14 protein-coding genes are annotated in these 15,593 nt (G+C 67.3%); 3 read left to right on the forward strand and 11 right to left on the reverse strand.

Features of this window, described 5'->3' with window-relative positions:
- Window positions 1–7 precede the first annotated feature (7 nt).
- Together IEY68_RS00975 and IEY68_RS00980 are read right to left on the reverse strand one after the other, a co-directional pair.
- Window positions 8–1,609 carry an alkaline phosphatase D family protein gene (locus tag IEY68_RS00975; RefSeq protein WP_189094036.1) on the reverse strand — a complete coding sequence of 534 codons (1,602 nt, stop codon included), beginning with the start codon at window positions 1,607–1,609 and terminating at the stop codon, window positions 8–10.
- 372 nt (window positions 1,610–1,981) lie between these two features.
- Entirely contained in the window at window positions 1,982–2,158 is a 177-nt protein-coding gene (locus tag IEY68_RS00980) for a hypothetical protein (RefSeq protein WP_156426269.1), read from the reverse strand.
- A 435-nt stretch (window positions 2,159–2,593) separates the two neighbouring features.
- Here IEY68_RS00980 and IEY68_RS00985 point away from each other — a divergent pair, with 435 nt between their 5' ends.
- From IEY68_RS00985 to erm, 3 genes are all read left to right on the forward strand, one after another.
- The gene (locus tag IEY68_RS00985) at window positions 2,594–4,267 is read left to right on the forward strand and encodes an SEL1-like repeat protein (protein WP_156426268.1); all 1,674 of its coding nucleotides are present in this window, start codon (window positions 2,594–2,596) and stop codon (window positions 4,265–4,267) included.
- 120 nt (window positions 4,268–4,387) lie between these two features.
- Window positions 4,388–5,887, forward strand: coding sequence for an MFS transporter (locus IEY68_RS00990; RefSeq protein WP_082681475.1), 1,500 nt, complete (start codon window positions 4,388–4,390; stop codon window positions 5,885–5,887).
- Window positions 5,888–6,263: 376 nt separating this feature from the next.
- Window positions 6,264–7,100, forward strand: a complete 837-nt coding sequence (gene erm, locus IEY68_RS00995; RefSeq protein WP_058855716.1) for a 23S ribosomal RNA methyltransferase Erm — start codon at window positions 6,264–6,266, stop codon at window positions 7,098–7,100.
- A gap of 67 nt (window positions 7,101–7,167) precedes the next feature.
- Here erm and thpD read toward each other — a convergent pair whose 3' ends face one another.
- From thpD to IEY68_RS01040, 9 genes are all read right to left on the reverse strand, one after another.
- Window positions 7,168–8,037, reverse strand: coding sequence for an ectoine hydroxylase (gene thpD, locus IEY68_RS01000; protein WP_058855715.1), 870 nt, complete (start codon window positions 8,035–8,037; stop codon window positions 7,168–7,170).
- Between the two features lie 18 nt (window positions 8,038–8,055).
- Entirely contained in the window at window positions 8,056–8,451 is a 396-nt protein-coding gene (locus tag IEY68_RS01005) for an ectoine synthase (protein ID WP_058855714.1), read from the reverse strand.
- A 14-nt stretch (window positions 8,452–8,465) separates the two neighbouring features.
- Complete coding sequence (gene ectB, locus IEY68_RS01010) at window positions 8,466–9,725, reverse strand: diaminobutyrate--2-oxoglutarate transaminase (RefSeq protein WP_058855713.1); 1,260 nt, start codon at window positions 9,723–9,725, stop codon at window positions 8,466–8,468.
- Window positions 9,722–10,336 carry a diaminobutyrate acetyltransferase gene (gene ectA, locus IEY68_RS01015; RefSeq protein ID WP_082681474.1) on the reverse strand — a complete coding sequence of 205 codons (615 nt, stop codon included), beginning with the start codon at window positions 10,334–10,336 and terminating at the stop codon, window positions 9,722–9,724. Before ectA ends, ectB begins: the two co-directional genes overlap by 4 nt.
- A gap of 94 nt (window positions 10,337–10,430) precedes the next feature.
- On the reverse strand, window positions 10,431–11,495 hold the full coding sequence (locus IEY68_RS01020; RefSeq protein ID WP_229718551.1) for a HAMP domain-containing sensor histidine kinase: 1,065 nt from the start codon (window positions 11,493–11,495) through the stop codon (window positions 10,431–10,433).
- A gap of 15 nt (window positions 11,496–11,510) precedes the next feature.
- A complete protein-coding gene (locus IEY68_RS01025) occupies window positions 11,511–12,221 on the reverse strand; it encodes a response regulator transcription factor (protein WP_058855711.1) in 711 nt (236 codons plus the stop codon).
- Window positions 12,222–12,382: 161 nt separating this feature from the next.
- Window positions 12,383–12,688: a hypothetical protein gene (locus IEY68_RS01030; protein WP_058855710.1), complete on the reverse strand. Its 306-nt coding sequence runs from the start codon at window positions 12,686–12,688 to the stop codon at window positions 12,383–12,385.
- Window positions 12,689–12,894: 206 nt separating this feature from the next.
- Complete coding sequence (locus IEY68_RS01035) at window positions 12,895–14,004, reverse strand: PP2C family protein-serine/threonine phosphatase (protein ID WP_058855709.1); 1,110 nt, start codon at window positions 14,002–14,004, stop codon at window positions 12,895–12,897.
- Between the two features lie 133 nt (window positions 14,005–14,137).
- Entirely contained in the window at window positions 14,138–15,511 is a 1,374-nt protein-coding gene (locus IEY68_RS01040) for an FAD-dependent oxidoreductase (protein WP_058855708.1), read from the reverse strand.
- Window positions 15,512–15,593: the final 82 nt, after the last annotated feature.

Below are 15,593 nucleotides of genomic sequence, written 5' to 3' on the forward strand. Positions count from 1 at the left end.
CCCTCGGTCACCGCACATCACCTTGGTTCTCACCACCCGGCGCACCGGGCGCGACCCGCCGCGCGGCGCCGGCGGCTACCGGCCGATGGTCCCGGGCCGGTCGCACTCCCGGTACCGCGTCCTCGACCACGTACGACGCACGGGTCGATATCGGCGCGCCCGGGCGGCTCACATAGGGCAGCACCCGGAAGTCGGTGCGCCACAACTGTTCGTCCACTTCGACCCGGGCGTAGCCGCGTTGGGCGTTGAAGAATTTCAGGTCGGGGTTGGCGGCGAGCAGGTCGATTCCGCGCCCGCCGATATCGATCCCGTCGCCACCGCTGGTGATCGAGGTTCCGGTGAATTCCGCCGCCACCACCGGTGTACGCGGATCGGCCGGATCGGCTCGCAGGTCGGCGGCATAGTTCTCGTGCCGGTCGCCGGTGATCACCACCAGGTTGCGCGCCGACCGCGCGGCCGCGGCCAGGACGGCGGCACGCTCGGCGGGGTAGCCGTCCCAGGCGTCTCCGGAGAGCACGGCCCCCGGCCCCGCATCGTGATCGGTACGGCCGAGCACCACCTGATTACCGAGGATCTGCCAGCGGGCGGACGAGTTCGCGAAACCGTCGACCAGCCACTCCCGCTGGGGCGCACCGAGGATCGAGTCGCCGCGACGGAACTGGCGGGTGTCCAGCATGGTGATCTCGGCCAGCTCGCCGAATCGGTAGCGGCGATGCAGCCGGATCCGCGGCCCGGACGGCAACTGCGCCAGGCGCAACGGCTGATGCTCGTACATCGCCTGGAACGCCGCAGCCCGGCGGGCCCGGAAAACCGGCGCCACGATATCGCGATCCACCGATTGCCCCGCGGCGTCGCCCGCCCAGTCGTCGGCGAGTTCGTGATCGTCCATGGTGACCAACCACGGGAAAGCGGCGTGCGCCCGCCGCAACGCGGGATCGGATTTGTACCACGCGTAGTGCATTCGATATCCGCCCAGGTCGCGTGGTTCGTGCCGTAATCCCGGCTCGACCGCGGTACCGCGCCGGCCGCGCGCGATCGGATATTCGTAGAGGTAGTCACCCAGGTGCACGACGAGGTCGAGGTCCTCTCGGGCCATATGGTCGTAGGCTGTGTAATGGCCGTCGTTCCAAGCTTGGCAGGAGGCGAAAGCGAAGCGCAATCGACGGGACGGATGCCAGGGTGCCGGCGCCGTGCGAGTCCGGCCGACCGGCGAGATCGCCGACCCGGCCCGGAATCGGTAGAAATACCAGCGCGCGGGTTCCAGACCACCGACCTCGGGGTGCACCGAATGCCCCAGGGCGCGATCGGCGACCACCGAGCCGCGGCGCACCACCCGGCGGAACTGCTCGTCGTGCGCGACCTCGTAGTCGACGGTCACCGCTTCGTGATTCATCCCACCCGAGCCGTCCGGTGCGCCGGGGTCGGGCACCAGCCTCGTCCACAGGACCACCCCGTCCGGCGTGGGGTCGCCCGAGGCCACGCCCAAGGTGAACGGATCGCCGAGTAGCCGCGGCGCCCGGAAGCGCGCGCTGCCCGCCGCGGTGGTCCCGGCGAACAGAACGGCCGCCGCGGCGCCGCCGGCCAGAAAACGCCTGCGCGTGGTGTCCATGTTCCATGGATCCCGCACCCGGCTGACCACCTCGTAGCCCCAGGATGACGCCCCGATGACCATCGGACGAGCGTTGCCGGACCGGATCCGCTCGGCCGGGATACGGCGACCGCCGCGGCGAAACGAACGCCGGGCGGTGTAAAGTGACCGTATTCGCCGGTTCTCGGCACCTCTCCGTACAGAACGAGATAGTTACCGATTTATATGTAACCCATGGTTACATATAAATCGAGCGGCCCAGCGCCTCGATCGAACACCTCGCCGGCACGGTCGGCCAGGCCCGGAATACCGCAGCGCGTCACATACCGACCGTCCGTCTCGACGCGCGGCCCCGTCCCGCCGGACATGCGTGCCCGCTCTCCGCGGTAGGTCTCAGCCCCCGGACTCGACCCGGACCAGGGCTTCCAATGGCATCGAGAACGAGTACCCGCCCGCCGAAGGCTCGACGGCTTCGATGACCGCCCGCCCCTCACCCGGATCGACCTCGCGCACGACGAAGCGCGACACACCGGACTCACCGATTCGCACCGTATCGCCGACTTCGATCACAGCCCGAAGCGTAATCGAACGTGCGTGCGAAACTTCCTGACACGCCGGGCGGGGACCCGATCGTGCCGCACCGGTTTTCCGAGCCGTCGGCGCCAGGACGTGGCAGGTGACCGAACGCGACAAGAGGAACCGTATCGGCGAATCCGGTCCAGTCCTCCGGCGAATCGGCGGAGGTTCCGGTCCCTGCACGCGGACGGTTACCACGCAGCGCATCGGCTTTCGGCGGGGTCTGCCGGTTCATCCGGAGCCCGCAGCGCGGTATCGCGACACTCGAACGTGTTGTCACCCACGGAATAGGCCCACGCGCGACGGATCCGGCTAGTACGGTATAGCCACCGCATTGCTGCGGGGTCAACGGGAGCGGTGGGAAAGGCGGGGCAGGATATGTTCGATCCGGTATCGTCGTCGACCGGAGTTGTTCCATCGCAGGCTGATATGCCCGCTTCGGCACCGCGTGCCGGACAACTACCGAGGTACCTCCATCGACTGCGCCTCGATGCCACGCCGTTGCTGACGAGCGATCCACTCGGCGAGCCGACCTCCACCGAGATTCCGGTGGAGCCGTACGCCGACGATCCACCCCTGGCGGCCCGCTACCGCAGCGCCGAACCGATCGACTGGGAGGGTACTGCGGTCTACCCGCTCTACAGCGAACAGTTGCCCACCGCGGCAGCGGCACTCACGGTCACGCTGCTGTCGGCCACACCGCCGGCCGGACTGACCGGTGTCGGCATCGGCCTGTCCATGGTCGACGGGTACATCGGTATCGATCGGCGACGGCTGGCCGGGGTCGATATCTGGCACGACGCCCTGGAGCGCGGGATCACCTTCGACCTGTCCGCGACCGCACCCGGCGCGCTCTTCGCACTGACTCCGGTCTGGGCGGACGCCGCGGGTGAACCGCGATCGTGGTCGGGGAACTACGGAATCGTGGTCGAACACACCGATAACGACCGGACCGTACTGTGGTGCAGCATGGGCGAAGGGCCACCCGATTTCGCCGATCTGGTGGTGGAGGTCCGCAGCACCCCGGTGGATCCGCATCCGCGGCTGTTCACTCCGGGAACCGGCGTCGTACCGTCGGTTTCGATACCCGCCACCCCGCCGGAAACCGGCCGCGCGACGATCCCGCGCGCAACTGTTCCGGATACGCGCACAGCCCCGGTCGCCGACGCGGAACAGTATGCGGCGCGGCGCGGCGAAGTCACGGGAGAGCCGAGGACGGATGTGGCCGAGCCGGAGGGCTACCCGTGCAGTCTCGCGGACCTGGTCCTGCACACCCGGCACACCGAGGGCGCCGATCTCCTCGTCGAGCCCCTGGACGACCCCGACGAATTCCTCGATTACTCGTCCCTCTTCGACGACCCGGTGCCCGATCACCTGCCGGACCTCGAGTACACCGACCCGGCGACCCTGCTCACCGGCCCCGACCAGTGGTACACCCGGACCCTCGGGGAGATCGCGGACCGGGAGCTCGCCGCGGTCCACGGCTGGGCCTCGTCCCCGGACCAGACCGGCCTCGTCCCGGTGATCAGCGACGAGGACCTGCCGGACTACGGCCCGGAACCTCCCCGGACGCCGCTCACCAGCGGCGGTCCGTCCGTATTTCCATTGCCCGCCGTCTATTTCGCCGCGCCGCGCACCGCACGATACGAGCCGGCGGACGAATCCACCTCCACCGGTGGCCATTCGGTGATCGATACTGTCGCCGACGGTTCGCTCGCCCCGTTTCCGGCCCTCGGGAGCGAGCCCGCCCCGGAAACCCCGGATCGGCTGCACAGTCTCGGTGCGGCGTGGCGCGCGAGCGGAGACGACGAGCAGGCTGCCCGGCTGTGGGCCGAAGCCGCCCACGCCGGCCATCTCGGCGCCACCTACGACCTGGGCGAACTCTACTATCGGCACGACGAGCTCGACGCCGCGGAACGGTGGTGGCGGGTGGCGGCCGGACGTCGGCAGATCCGGGCCATGGCGCGCCTCGCCGATCTGCTGGAGCAGCGTGGCGCGGTCCCCGAGGCGCGGATGTGGCGCACCCAGGCCGTCGCCGAAGAGGTGATCGCCAATGCCGCCCAGACCACGGATTCGTACCCGGTGCCGACCGCAGGGCTGTGAACAGCATCGATACGGCGATTTCCGGTACAGCGATCATTTTCGACGACCCCGGCGGTCCAAGTTGTGAATCTTCCGGCAGGTCACCCCTTGACCTGAACCAATGTCGAGGTTGTTGAGTTCATGACTATGGAAACCCCCCGGCGAACAGTTGCCGAACCCGCGGACCGTCTCGACTTCACGGACCGCACGGTCCGGACCTTCGCGCACCTACTGGTGAACGTTCTGCTGGTGTCGTTCATCAACTACACCGTCTGGTTCGGCATCACGTTCTTCGTATACCTGCAGACCCGTTCGGTATTCGCCACCGGGATGATCGCCGGGATCTTCCTGGTCGCCATGGCCGGCACCGGAGTGTGGTTCGGCAGTATCGTCGACCACCACCGCAAGAAGAGCGTTATGCAGGTATCCGCGCTGGTCTCGCTGGGCATCTACGCGGTCGCGCTGGTCTGCTATGTGATCACCCCTGCCGAGGTATGGCGCGATCCGGCGAGTGTGCGCCTGTGGATGTTCGTCGTCCTCGCGATGACCGGCGTGATCGCCGGGAGCCTGCGCACGATCGCGCTACCCACCATGGTGACCGCCATGTTCGACGAACGGGTCCGGGACCGGGCCAACGGACTGGTCGGGACGACGACCGGTGTCTCCCATCTGATCACCTCGGTGGCCAGCGCCCTGCTGGTGGGGTGGAACGGCATGCTGGGCGTGCTGGTCCTGGCCGTTGTCGTGCCGGCCGTCGCGGTGGTGCACCTGCGCGGGCTGACACTGCCGGAGTCGCTGGCCCACGCCGCGGCCGCGGGCGAACCCCAGCGCGTCGACCTGCGCGGAACCGTCCGCGTCATCCGCGCGATTCCCGGGATGATCCCGCTCATCGTCTTCTCCGCGCTGAACAATCTGTTGTTCGGCGGGCTCATGGCGCTGATGGACCCGTACGCGTTGTCGATGATGTCGGTACAGGCATGGGGTGTCGTCTGGGGCGTGCTCAGCGGTGTGATGATCATCGGCGGCCTGCTGGTGGCCCGCACCGGAACCTCGTCGAACCCGGTGCGGTTGATCCTGCTGGTCAATCTCGCGCTGTGGGCGGTGATGCTGGTGTTCCCGATACAGGATTCCGTACTGCTGCTGATCGGCGGAATGGCCGTCTTCATGGTGCTCATGCCGTTCGCCGAGGCGGCCGAGCAGACGGTGCTGCAGAAGGTCGTGCCCTATCAGCGACAGGGCCGGGTCTTCGGATTCGCCCAGAGCGTCGAACAGGCGGCGTCGCCGCTCACCGCCTTCCTGCTCAGCCCGCTGACCCAGTTCTTCTTCATCCCGTTCATGACCGACGGGGCGGGTGCGCGCCGAATCGGCAGCTGGTTCGGCACCGGTGAGGCCCGGGGTATGGCGCTGGTGTTCGTACTGCTCGGCATTCTGGGTCTGCTGTTCACCGGCTTCGCTCTGGGAAGCAGCTACTACCGGCGCTTGAGCCGGAGTTTCCGCCAGGGCGGCGCGGCTGCCGGACCACAGCCCGGAAGTGAGCCGATTATCGAACAGACTGTGCCCGAGAAGGATTCGGAACTCCTAGCGCCGGGCGCCGCGACCGGAGATCCGCGCCCCGTGTTGTGCCCGCAGTCCGCGGGATAGGCTCCCGGCACCGCCGCCGGTGCGCGCCGCGACGAAGCGGTATCACCGGCCGGGGAACGACGCGGAAAATCAATGGACCGGCCCGGGCGGCCCTCCTAGAGTGGGCCGGCATGGGAACTTTGTGCAACGGGGTGTGCGCGGTCGGCGCATATTACATCCGCCCGCGCACGGCAGCTCGGACTCTGCCGGCGCACCCCACACTCCGCTGATCCGGCCGCACCGTCCCCACCGCGGGACCGTTCGGCCGTGAATCGGTGCCGGTTCGATCGAGCCGGCACTGTTGCGGCACTCGGCGCCCTCGCGCGCCGCACTCTGCCCCGGCATGGGTCCGGGCGAATCAGCTCTTTCGATTCGGCCCACTCCTCGGAGGATTCCCATGTCCCGCACTGCCCCGGGTCCGCGTGCCCGCGTATCCGCGACCCGCAAGCGGCTGTCCCAGAATTTTCTCACCGACCCCCGGACCGCCCGCCGTATCGTGCGGGCCTCCGGTATCGGCCGCGACGATCTCGTCCTCGAGATAGGTCCCGGCGACGGTATGCTCACCCGCCACCTCATGCCCGCGGCCGAACGCGTGGTCGCCTACGAGAAGGATCCGCACTACGCCCGACGGCTCGCCGTCCGCTACTCCGGCGACCGGCGTATCCAGGTGCGGAATCAGGATTTCCGCACCGTCACCGCACCGCGCGAATCGTTCGCCGTCGTCGCGAACATCCCGTTCGCGGTCAGTACCGATATCTTGCGCTGGTGCCTGGCCGCGCCGCGGCTGACCTCGGCCACTCTGCTCACCCAGTACGAATTCGCGCGCAAACACAGCGGCGACTACGGCCGGTGGACCAAACTCACCGTCACGCACTGGCCGGAATCGACACTCGTGTTGGGTGCGCGGATCGACCGCCGGGAGTTCTTTCCGGTCCCCCGGGTGGACGGCGCGGTGCTGCATATCGCGCGTCGCCCCGAACCCCTGCTCCCCGTCGCCGCGCGCGCAGGGTACCGGCGAATGGTCGAACTGGGGTTCTCCGGACTCGGCGGTTCACTCGCCGCCTCGCTGCGCCGTGCTCACTCCGCACGCCACGTGAACTCGGCCTGCGCGGCAGCCGGAATCGCGAACGATGTTCCCGTGGGTCTGGTGTCTCCCGACGCTTGGCTCACCCTCTATCGACGGCTGCACGACACGGAACAGGCCGGCACCGGTTCCGCACCAGCGCAAAGCTGACCCGGACACGACGACGGGGACGAACCCGCACTGGATTCGTCCCCGTCGCCCTGGGCACATGTCCCGTCTACACCGGCGTGAATTCGCGATCGGCGATGTAGGCCGGTCGCCGGCCCGGCGCGGCGAAAGGTCTCTCCAGGGTGTTCTCCACACTGTTGAAGACCAAGAAAATATTCGACCGCGGGAACGGCGTGATGTTGTTGCCCGACGCGTGCATGATGTTCGAGTCGAACAGCAGTGCCGAACCGGCCGCACCGGTGAACTGGGTTATCCCGTACTTATGGGCCAGGTCGGTGATATCGGCCTTGCTCGGCACTCCGATCTCCTGCTCACGCAACGACTCCCGGAAATTGTCCGCCGGCGTCGCGCCCTGACAGGGCACGTACGTCCAGTGCGACCCCGGCATCACCATCAGGCTGCCGTTGTACGGGTAGTTGTCGGTCAACGCGATGGACAGGCTCACCGCCCGAGGCGATGGCATACCGTCTTCGGCGTGCCAGGTCTCGAAATCGGAGTGCCAATAGAAACCGGTGCCGAATCCGGGCAGATAGTTGACCCGGCTCTGGTGGATGTACACATCCGAACCCAGTACCTGCCGGGCCAGGTCCACGACCCGGGACTCCCGCACCAGCTCCGCCACCGCCGGACTCAGTTTGTGCACCTCGAAAACCGAGCGCACCTGCTGCGACGATTTCTCCACGATGAGCCGGTCGTCACCCCGCAAGTCCGGATCGCTTGCCAGCCGGTCGATCTCGGCGGCGTACTCGGCCACTTCCTCCGGCGCCAGCAAGCGATCCATTATTGCGAAACCGTCGGTATCGAACGCAGCCAGCTCCGCGTTGCCGATCCGGCCCCACACAGTCGCGTCGTGCCGCTCCTGTAGCGGCAGGCGCTCGGCGGTTCTGGTCGGATAGCGATCGATCCGATTGTCTACCAACGTCGTTCGTCCTTCCTCTCAGTCGGCCGGAACGGCGATCAACGGATAAACGCCGTTCTCGTCGTGCACCTCCTGCCCCGTGACAGGAGGATTGAACACGCACAGCATCCGCATCCGTGTCCGTGTCCGCACCTCGTGCTTCTCGTGGCCGTTCAGCAGATACATGGTGCCGGGGGCCAGTTCGTAGGTGCGGTCGTTGGTCAGGTCGGTGAGGGTGCCTTCACCCTCGACCAGCCAGACCGCTTCCACATGGTTCTGATAGTGGAAGACGTGGGTGGTGCCGGGCTCGATGGTGGTCTCGTGGAACGAGAACCCGACTCCATCACCGCCCAGCACGATCCGTTTGCTCCGCCAGCTCTCGGCACCCACATCGCGGGAGGTGCCGGTGATTTCCTCGGTGGTGCGCACGATCATTCGGATGTTCCCTTTCAGCTGCAGACGGTTTCGACGGAGTCGCTCAGGATGTGCAGACCCTGATCGAGTTCGTCATCGGCGATGGTCAGCGGCGGCAGCAGTTTGACGACTTCGTCGGACGCGCCCGAAGTCTCGGTCAGCAGTCCACGTTCGAACGCGACCTGGCACACCTTCCCGGCCTGCGAGGCGTCGTCGAAGACCAACCCGTGCACCAGGCCACGGCCCCGAGTGGACACCCCCGGAACGGCCACGGCGATCTCCTCGAGTGCCGTGGCCACCCGCTTGCCCTTGGCGAGGGTGGACTTCTCCAGTACATCATCGGACCAATAGTGCTCGAGCGCCACCTGCGCGGTCACAAAAGACGGATTGTTACCGCGGAAGGTGCCGTTGTGCTCACCGGGTGACCACACGTCGTGTTCGGGCTTGAGCAGCACCAGAGCCATCGGCAGACCGTAGCCGCCGATCGACTTGGACAGGGTCACGATATCGGGGGTGATACCGGCCGATTCGAAGGAGAAGAACGGGCCGGTACGGCCGCAACCCATCTGGACATCGTCGACGATGAGCAGGATGCCGCGGGCCGCGCACAGCGAGGCCAGATGCCGCAGCCATTCGTCGCGGGCCAGGTTCACCCCGCCCTCGCCCTGCACGGTTTCCACGATGACGGCGGCCGGCCGGTCCAGACCGGAAGACGAATCGTCGAGCACCCGTTCCATCCACAGGAAGTCGGTGGTGGTGCCGTCGAAGTAGCCGTCGTAGGGCATCGGGGTGGCGTGGTTCAGCGGGACACCGGCGCCTGCGCGCTTCATGGCGTTACCGGTCACCGACAGTGCGCCCAGCGTCATCCCGTGGAATGCGTTGGTGAAGCTGAGGATGGTCTGGCGGCCGGTCACCTTACGAGCCAGCTTGAGCGCCGCCTCGACCGCGTTGGCACCGGTCGGCCCGGGGAACTGCACCTTGTAGTCCAAGCCGCGGGGAGCCAGCAGGGTATCGCGGACGGTTTCCAGCAATTTGCGTTTGGCAACCGTCGACATATCCAGGCCGTGCGTGATTCCGTCGCCCGCGATGTAGTCGATCAGCGCGGATTTCAGGATCGGATTGTTGTGGCCGTAGTTCAGCGCGCCCGCACCGGCGAAGAAATCGAGAAAATCCCTACCGGCCTCGTCGCGCAGCCATGCGCCCTGCGCGGTCGTGAAGATCGTCGGCCAGGAACGGCAGTAGCCGCGGACATTCGATTCGATTTCGTCGAAGATCGTCGTTTCAGCGGCAATCATGAGTGATCCCTTTCGGTTTTTCGGGCGATCGGGGAAATATGGTATAGGTCCTCGGCGGCGTGGCTGTCCGGGAAAACATCCGGTCCGAACAGCTCGCTACGCACCATCTCGGCACCGCGGCGGCGAGCCAGCGAGGCGAACATGGCGATCGAGGCAGGATTGTCGGGGGAAACGGTGGTCTCCAGCGCCTCGACGGCGCCGCCGGCCGGATGACCGGGCGCGGTGACGGTGGATACCAGCCAGTCCAGCATGGCGACCCCCAGGCCGCGACCACGCTGGTCGGCGTCCACGGCGACCTGCCATACGAACAGGGTGCCGGGCGCTTCGGGTCTCGAATAGCCGGTCACGAAGCCGACGACGCGGCCTTCGCTCTCGACGACCACCGACGTGGCGGCGAAATCGCGACACCACAGCAGGTAGGCATAGCTCGAATTGACATCCAGAACCTGCGACTCGTCGGCGATCTGCCACAGTCGCGCGGCGTCGGTGATCCGCGGTGCGCGCAGGACCACGCCAGTACTGGCGGGCTCCGCATCGGTCGCGGTGGACGATGTGGTCGAACCGGTGCCGGCGGCGCCGGCGTTCTGCGTGGACTCAGTTTGTAAAGACATACAACTCCGATGTCTGCTTGCAGTACTTTCCCAGGCTTACGAATCAACTTTGAGCTGACCTGGTCGAGTTCTTTACGATCGTGTTACGAGCTTGTTAAGTGGGCCCCTCTCGTTGAATAACCGGAATTCGGAGAATGAAACGCGCGCCCCCACCGGGACGCTCCGTGCATTCCACCCGGCCATGATGCGTGGCTACGGTTTCGGCGACCAGCGCCAAGCCGATACCGGTCCCACCGGTGGCGGATCGGCGACCCGTGCGCGAAGTCGCGAAACGTTCGAAGATACGTGCGCGGTCCGCCTGCGCGACCCCGGGGCCCGCATCGTCCACCTGCACCACGGCGTCACCACCGTCTCGGCACACCGTCACCGCCACAGCGCCCCCGCCGTGCCGATCGGCGTTCTTCAGCAGGTTCACCACGGCACGTTCGAGTTCGAGCTTGCGCCCGCGGACCGTCACGTCCTCTCGGATATCGAGCAGTTCCACCGGGCGGTGGCTGTCGTGCAAGGTATGCGCGACCAGGTCACCTACCGACACCGGGTCGGCGTCACCATGGTGCATACCGGCCTCCACCCTGGCCAACGCCAGCAGATCGTCGAGCAGCCGCCGCAGGTGGTCGACCTCCGCACTCACGAGATCCAGTGCGCGACGCGAACGCGGCGGCATGTCCTCGCGGTACCGCTTCAGTACATCCACCGCGGTGGTCAGCGTGGTCAGCGGGGTGCGCAGTTCGTGACTGACATCACCGAAGAGCCGGTGTTCCCGGTCGATCCGCCGCTGCAAGGATTCGACCATCCGGTTGAACGAGTCCACCGTGCTGGCGAGATCCTGGTCGTTGCTGTGCGGCAGGCGGGTGTCCAGCTCCCCGGAGGCGATCAGCGCCGCGGCGGCGGCGACATCGCGCAGCGGTTTGAGCATCCGGCGGCTCACCCACACACCGACGGCGGCGCCCACCAGTGCCGCGACCATGCCGCACCCCAGCAGTAGCACGGGCCGGTGCTGGATCCGATCGCTGAAGGTACGGCTCTCGTCACCGGCGACGGCGAACACCCCGAGAACCAGAGCCAGCGCCATCAGACCGGAGGACACCGCGAACGCGGTCGTCACCCGGCTGCGCAGGCTCCAGCCACCCGCATCGAGGCCGATGCGAGTCGCGCTCATCGCGCTGCCCATGACTTAGCGCTGCACGTCCAGCCGATAACCGAGGCCACGGACGGTGACCACGATCTGCGGATCGGACGGATCCCGCTCGATTTTGGTGCGCAACCGGCGCATATGGACGTCGACGATTCGTTCGTCACCGAAGAATCCGCGGTCCCAGACCCGCTCGAGCAGGACATCACGGCTGAGGACCCGGCCCGGAACCTCGGCGAGTTCGCACAGCAGCCGGAACTCGGTAATGGTGAGATTGATCTCCGCGTCGCCGCGGCGCACCGCGCCCCCGTCGGGGGACAGGATCAGTGGACTGCCGGGATCGGCGTCGAGCACCACTTCGATGGGCACCTCCCGCTCCACCGACAGCCGAGCTCGCCGACGCAGCGCTCGCATCCGAGCGGTGATCTCTTTGATCTCGAAGGGCTTGGTGACGAAATCGTCCGCGCCGGCCTCCAGGGCGGCCACCACATCGTGGGTATCGTCGCGGGCGCTCACCACGATGATCGGAACGTCGTGGTCACGACGGATCTCGCGGATACAGGTGAACCCGTCCATACCGCCGAGCATCAGATCGACGATCATCACATCGGGCACCCCGATCGTGCGCAGATGAGTGAGCGCGGCTTCGGCCTCCTCGGCCTCAGCGACGTCGTAGCCCTCGTCCTCCATGGCCAGGCGCAGGGCGCCCCGGACCCGGTCGTCGTCTTCCACGATCATCAGGTTCGCGCTCAATATTCAATCCCTTGCAGACGCACGTGGCGTGCCGCGGTGCGGGTTTTCGCATCCCCGTACCGACGCGACAGCCCGCTACTCACCTTACTCGAGCAACCTTTCGGTTATACGGATAGCCGGAAGCCTTGCTCGGTAAACCCCCTAAGTGAAATGCCTCACGTTCAGATATCGCCGACAGGCTCCAGGCGGAAGAAATTGCTGGGCGTACCGTCGGCGCGCAATTCCTGGTACCGGAAGACCAGCTTCCGCGCGTCGAAGGTGGCGAACCAGTCCGCCCAGCTGACCGGCTGCAGGACGGCACCGCCGTAGTGCGGAAAATCCAGACGCAGGACCCCCACCTCTCCGTCGTACTGACTGCCGGGTGTCGTCGCCGGATTCGCACCGCGCCGCTGCGCCCACTGGCGGATGAGCTCGTGATTCGCGGTGACCATACTTGTTCCGGGAGCGGCGGACAGGCCACCCTTCATGACGAACCTCCTTGCGGTAGGTGCGTACGTGCTCTCCCCGGCGCGACCTTCGGTATCCGCACCGGCTTTCCCGTCTTGTACCCGCCTTCGCACTTTTGCAAACACAGCGATGTCCGCTGTGCCCGCCGGCGGAGACGCCGTATCGCATCGGCGGCGGTCGGCGGATCCGGATCGTTGCCCGAAATTTGCCGAGACCGTTCAGTGAGTCATCGGGCGCCGGAAACCGGCGTCAGCGCGACCGTGATGTTATCGCTGCCACCACAGACGACGGCGTAATCGACGAGCGCCCGCGCGCCCTCGGTGATCGGTACACCGAGCGCGCGCCGAGCCAGATCGGTCGCACCGGGAAGATAGTTCCACAGGCCGTCGGTGCACAGCAGCAGCACGCCGGGGGTGTCCGCGTAGTAGGTCCGGATACTGTCGCCGGACCAGGGTTGCTGACCGGCGTCGGCACCCAGCCAGCGCATCAGAGTATGTGCCCGGGGATCGGCCATGGCGGCCTTCTCGTCCATGGCGCCGGCCTCGACCAGCGTCTGCGCCCAGGAGTCGTCCACGGTGAGCTTCTGCGACCCGGCGAGCAATCCCGGATGACCGGGCCGGGCCGGCTGTTCGTCGGCCGATTCGCCGGTCGCCAACCAGTAGGCGCGACTGTCGCCGATATTCGACACGGTGACCGAGATCCGGCCCCCGGGTTCGGTCCGCACGATCGCCGAGACGTAGGTGCACGACGGTGCGTCCCCGTCGGGTCCGACGAGATTGCGGACCGCCTCCGACGCCGCCGCCATCCCCGCGGCAGTGGCCTCCTCGGCAGTGCGATCGCCGGCCAGTGCCGACAGGCAGGCATCCACTCCGGAACGCACAGCGGTGCCCGAGGCGGCCTGCGGGTCCGGCGAGGACGAGACTCCGTCGCAGACCACCAGCACGATGGTCTCCGGCTGCCCGTTGTCGTCGGGCACGACCGCGGCCGCCACGGCGTCCTCGTTACGCGCGTGCAGGATTCCGCGATCGGTGACCAGACCCGCGACACCCAGATCGGCCTCGAACCGATCCTGGACACGATGCGGGTGTTCGCAGGTGGGGCATCGGGGGCCCCGGCTCTGCGTCCCGCAGTTCACACAGACCACTTCGGCGAACTCGTCGTCGGGCAACGCGACGCGATGGATACCGGACGCCAGCGATTGCCGTGGCACGGTGGCCTCCGCGGCCGCGGCACGGCGGCGGGTATCGATCGTTTCCCGTACGCGCGGCACCGGTTCGGTCACCGCGTCGAGGAGTTCCGCCGGGTCGGCGCCTCCGGCGTTCGCGTCAGGGTTCATCCGGCCGCCATATTCATGAGTAGTTTCCGGTGTTCGCGGATCCGGATACCCCGGGTCCGCACACCGTCCCCCTTCGTTCGACCCGTTCCGTACTGACGATGGAAGATAGTACGCGGTACGCCGACGAGCGAGTTCACCCGCGCTCCCCGACCGCGCGCACCGCTTTGCGCGCCGCCACCAGCACCGGATCCCATACCGGCGAGAAGGGTGGCGCGTACCCCAGATCGAGTGTTGTCATCTGCACCACCGTCATTCGCGCGGTCAGGGCCACCGCCGCGATATCGACACGTTTACCCGCACCCTCGCGACCCACGATCTGCACGCCGAGCAGCCGGCCGGTGAGCCGTTCGGCCAGCATCTTCACCGTCATCAGGGGTGCGTCCGGAAGATATCCGGCACGACTGGTGGATTCGATCGTGGCGGTAACGTACTGCAGGCCCGCGGCACGGGCATCCTTCTCCCGCAACCCGGTTCGCGCCACCTCCAGATCGCACACCTTACTCACCGCGGTACCGACCACGCCGGGGAAAGTCGCGTATCCGCCGCCGATATTGGCGCCGATGATCTGACCGTGCTTGTTCGCGTGGGTACCGAGGGCGATATGCCTGTGCATCCCCGACACCAGGTCCAGCACCTCCACACAATCCCCGCCCGCCCAGATGTTCTCGTGCCCGATCACGCGCATGGCCGAATCGGTGAGCAATCCGCCGTGCGCACCGAGCGGCAGTCCGGCCGCGGCGGCGAGCGTCGTCTCCGGAACCACGCCCATCCCGAGGACCACCACATCCGCCGGGTACTCGCGTCCCGCGGCGACCACCGCACGGGCACGGCCGTCGTCCCCGGTGCGGATCTCGGTGACCGCGCTGTCGCCGACCACCGTCACGCCCATACCGCGCAGGGCATCGCGCACCAGCGCACCCATATCCGGGTCCAGCGTCGACATCGGCTGGGCGCCGCTGTGCACGATGGTGACCTCGTATCCGCGCCGGATCAGCGCCTCGGCCATCTCGACGCCGATATAACCCGCCCCGACGACCACCGCCCGCCGCCCGGTACCGGCGGCGAGCGCGGCGATGAGCGCCTCGCCGTCGCCCAGGGTCTGCACGCCGTGAACTCCGGGTGCGTCGATACCGGCCAGCCCGGGGCGGATGGGCCGGGCACCGGTCGCGAGGACGAGATGGTCGTATCCGGACCAGGTCTCCACGCCGGTGGCCAGGTCCCGGCTGCGCAACCGGCCCCCGGACACATCGAGTTCGACCACCTCGCTGCGCAAGCGGACATCGATACCGCGGGCCCGGTGCTCCTCGGGTGTACGAGCGATCAGCTGATCGCGCTCCCGCACGTGCCCGCCCACCCAATACGGGATTCCGCAGGCGGAGTAGGAGGTGAAGTGCCCGCGTTCGAACACTACGATCTCCAGATCCGGCGCCTCCCGGAAACGCCGCGCCTGCGCGGCCGCGGACATTCCGGTCGCGTCACCGCCGACGATCACCAACCGCTCGGTCATGAGATCAAACTACCCAGCCCGGGCCGCAGCATATCCGGATCGCCACTCGCGCCCGGGTTCGCACGCCGCCGGCACCGCCCCG

This window comes from Nocardia jinanensis (genome assembly GCF_014645735.1).
Lineage (GTDB): Bacteria > Actinomycetota > Actinomycetes > Mycobacteriales > Mycobacteriaceae > Nocardia > Nocardia jinanensis.

Coding starts and splice junctions, on each gene's coding strand:
- IEY68_RS00975 (WP_189094036.1), bottom strand. CDS start 1,609: ATGGACACCACGCGCAGGCGTTTTCTGGCCGGCGGCGCCGCGGCGGCC.
- IEY68_RS01030 (WP_058855710.1), bottom strand. CDS start 12,688: ATGAAGGGTGGCCTGTCCGCCGCTCCCGGAACAAGTATGGTCACCGCG.
- erm (WP_058855716.1), top strand. CDS start 6,264: ATGTCCCGCACTGCCCCGGGTCCGCGTGCCCGCGTATCCGCGACCCGC.
- ectA (WP_082681474.1), bottom strand. CDS start 10,336: ATGTCTTTACAAACTGAGTCCACGCAGAACGCCGGCGCCGCCGGCACC.
- ectB (WP_058855713.1), bottom strand. CDS start 9,725: ATGATTGCCGCTGAAACGACGATCTTCGACGAAATCGAATCGAATGTC.
- IEY68_RS00985 (WP_156426268.1), top strand. CDS start 2,594: ATGCCCGCTTCGGCACCGCGTGCCGGACAACTACCGAGGTACCTCCAT.
- IEY68_RS00990 (WP_082681475.1), top strand. CDS start 4,388: ATGACTATGGAAACCCCCCGGCGAACAGTTGCCGAACCCGCGGACCGT.
- IEY68_RS01035 (WP_058855709.1), bottom strand. CDS start 14,004: ATGAACCCTGACGCGAACGCCGGAGGCGCCGACCCGGCGGAACTCCTC.
- IEY68_RS01040 (WP_058855708.1), bottom strand. CDS start 15,511: ATGACCGAGCGGTTGGTGATCGTCGGCGGTGACGCGACCGGAATGTCC.
- IEY68_RS01005 (WP_058855714.1), bottom strand. CDS start 8,451: ATGATCGTGCGCACCACCGAGGAAATCACCGGCACCTCCCGCGATGTG.
- IEY68_RS01020 (WP_229718551.1), bottom strand. CDS start 11,495: ATGAGCGCGACTCGCATCGGCCTCGATGCGGGTGGCTGGAGCCTGCGC.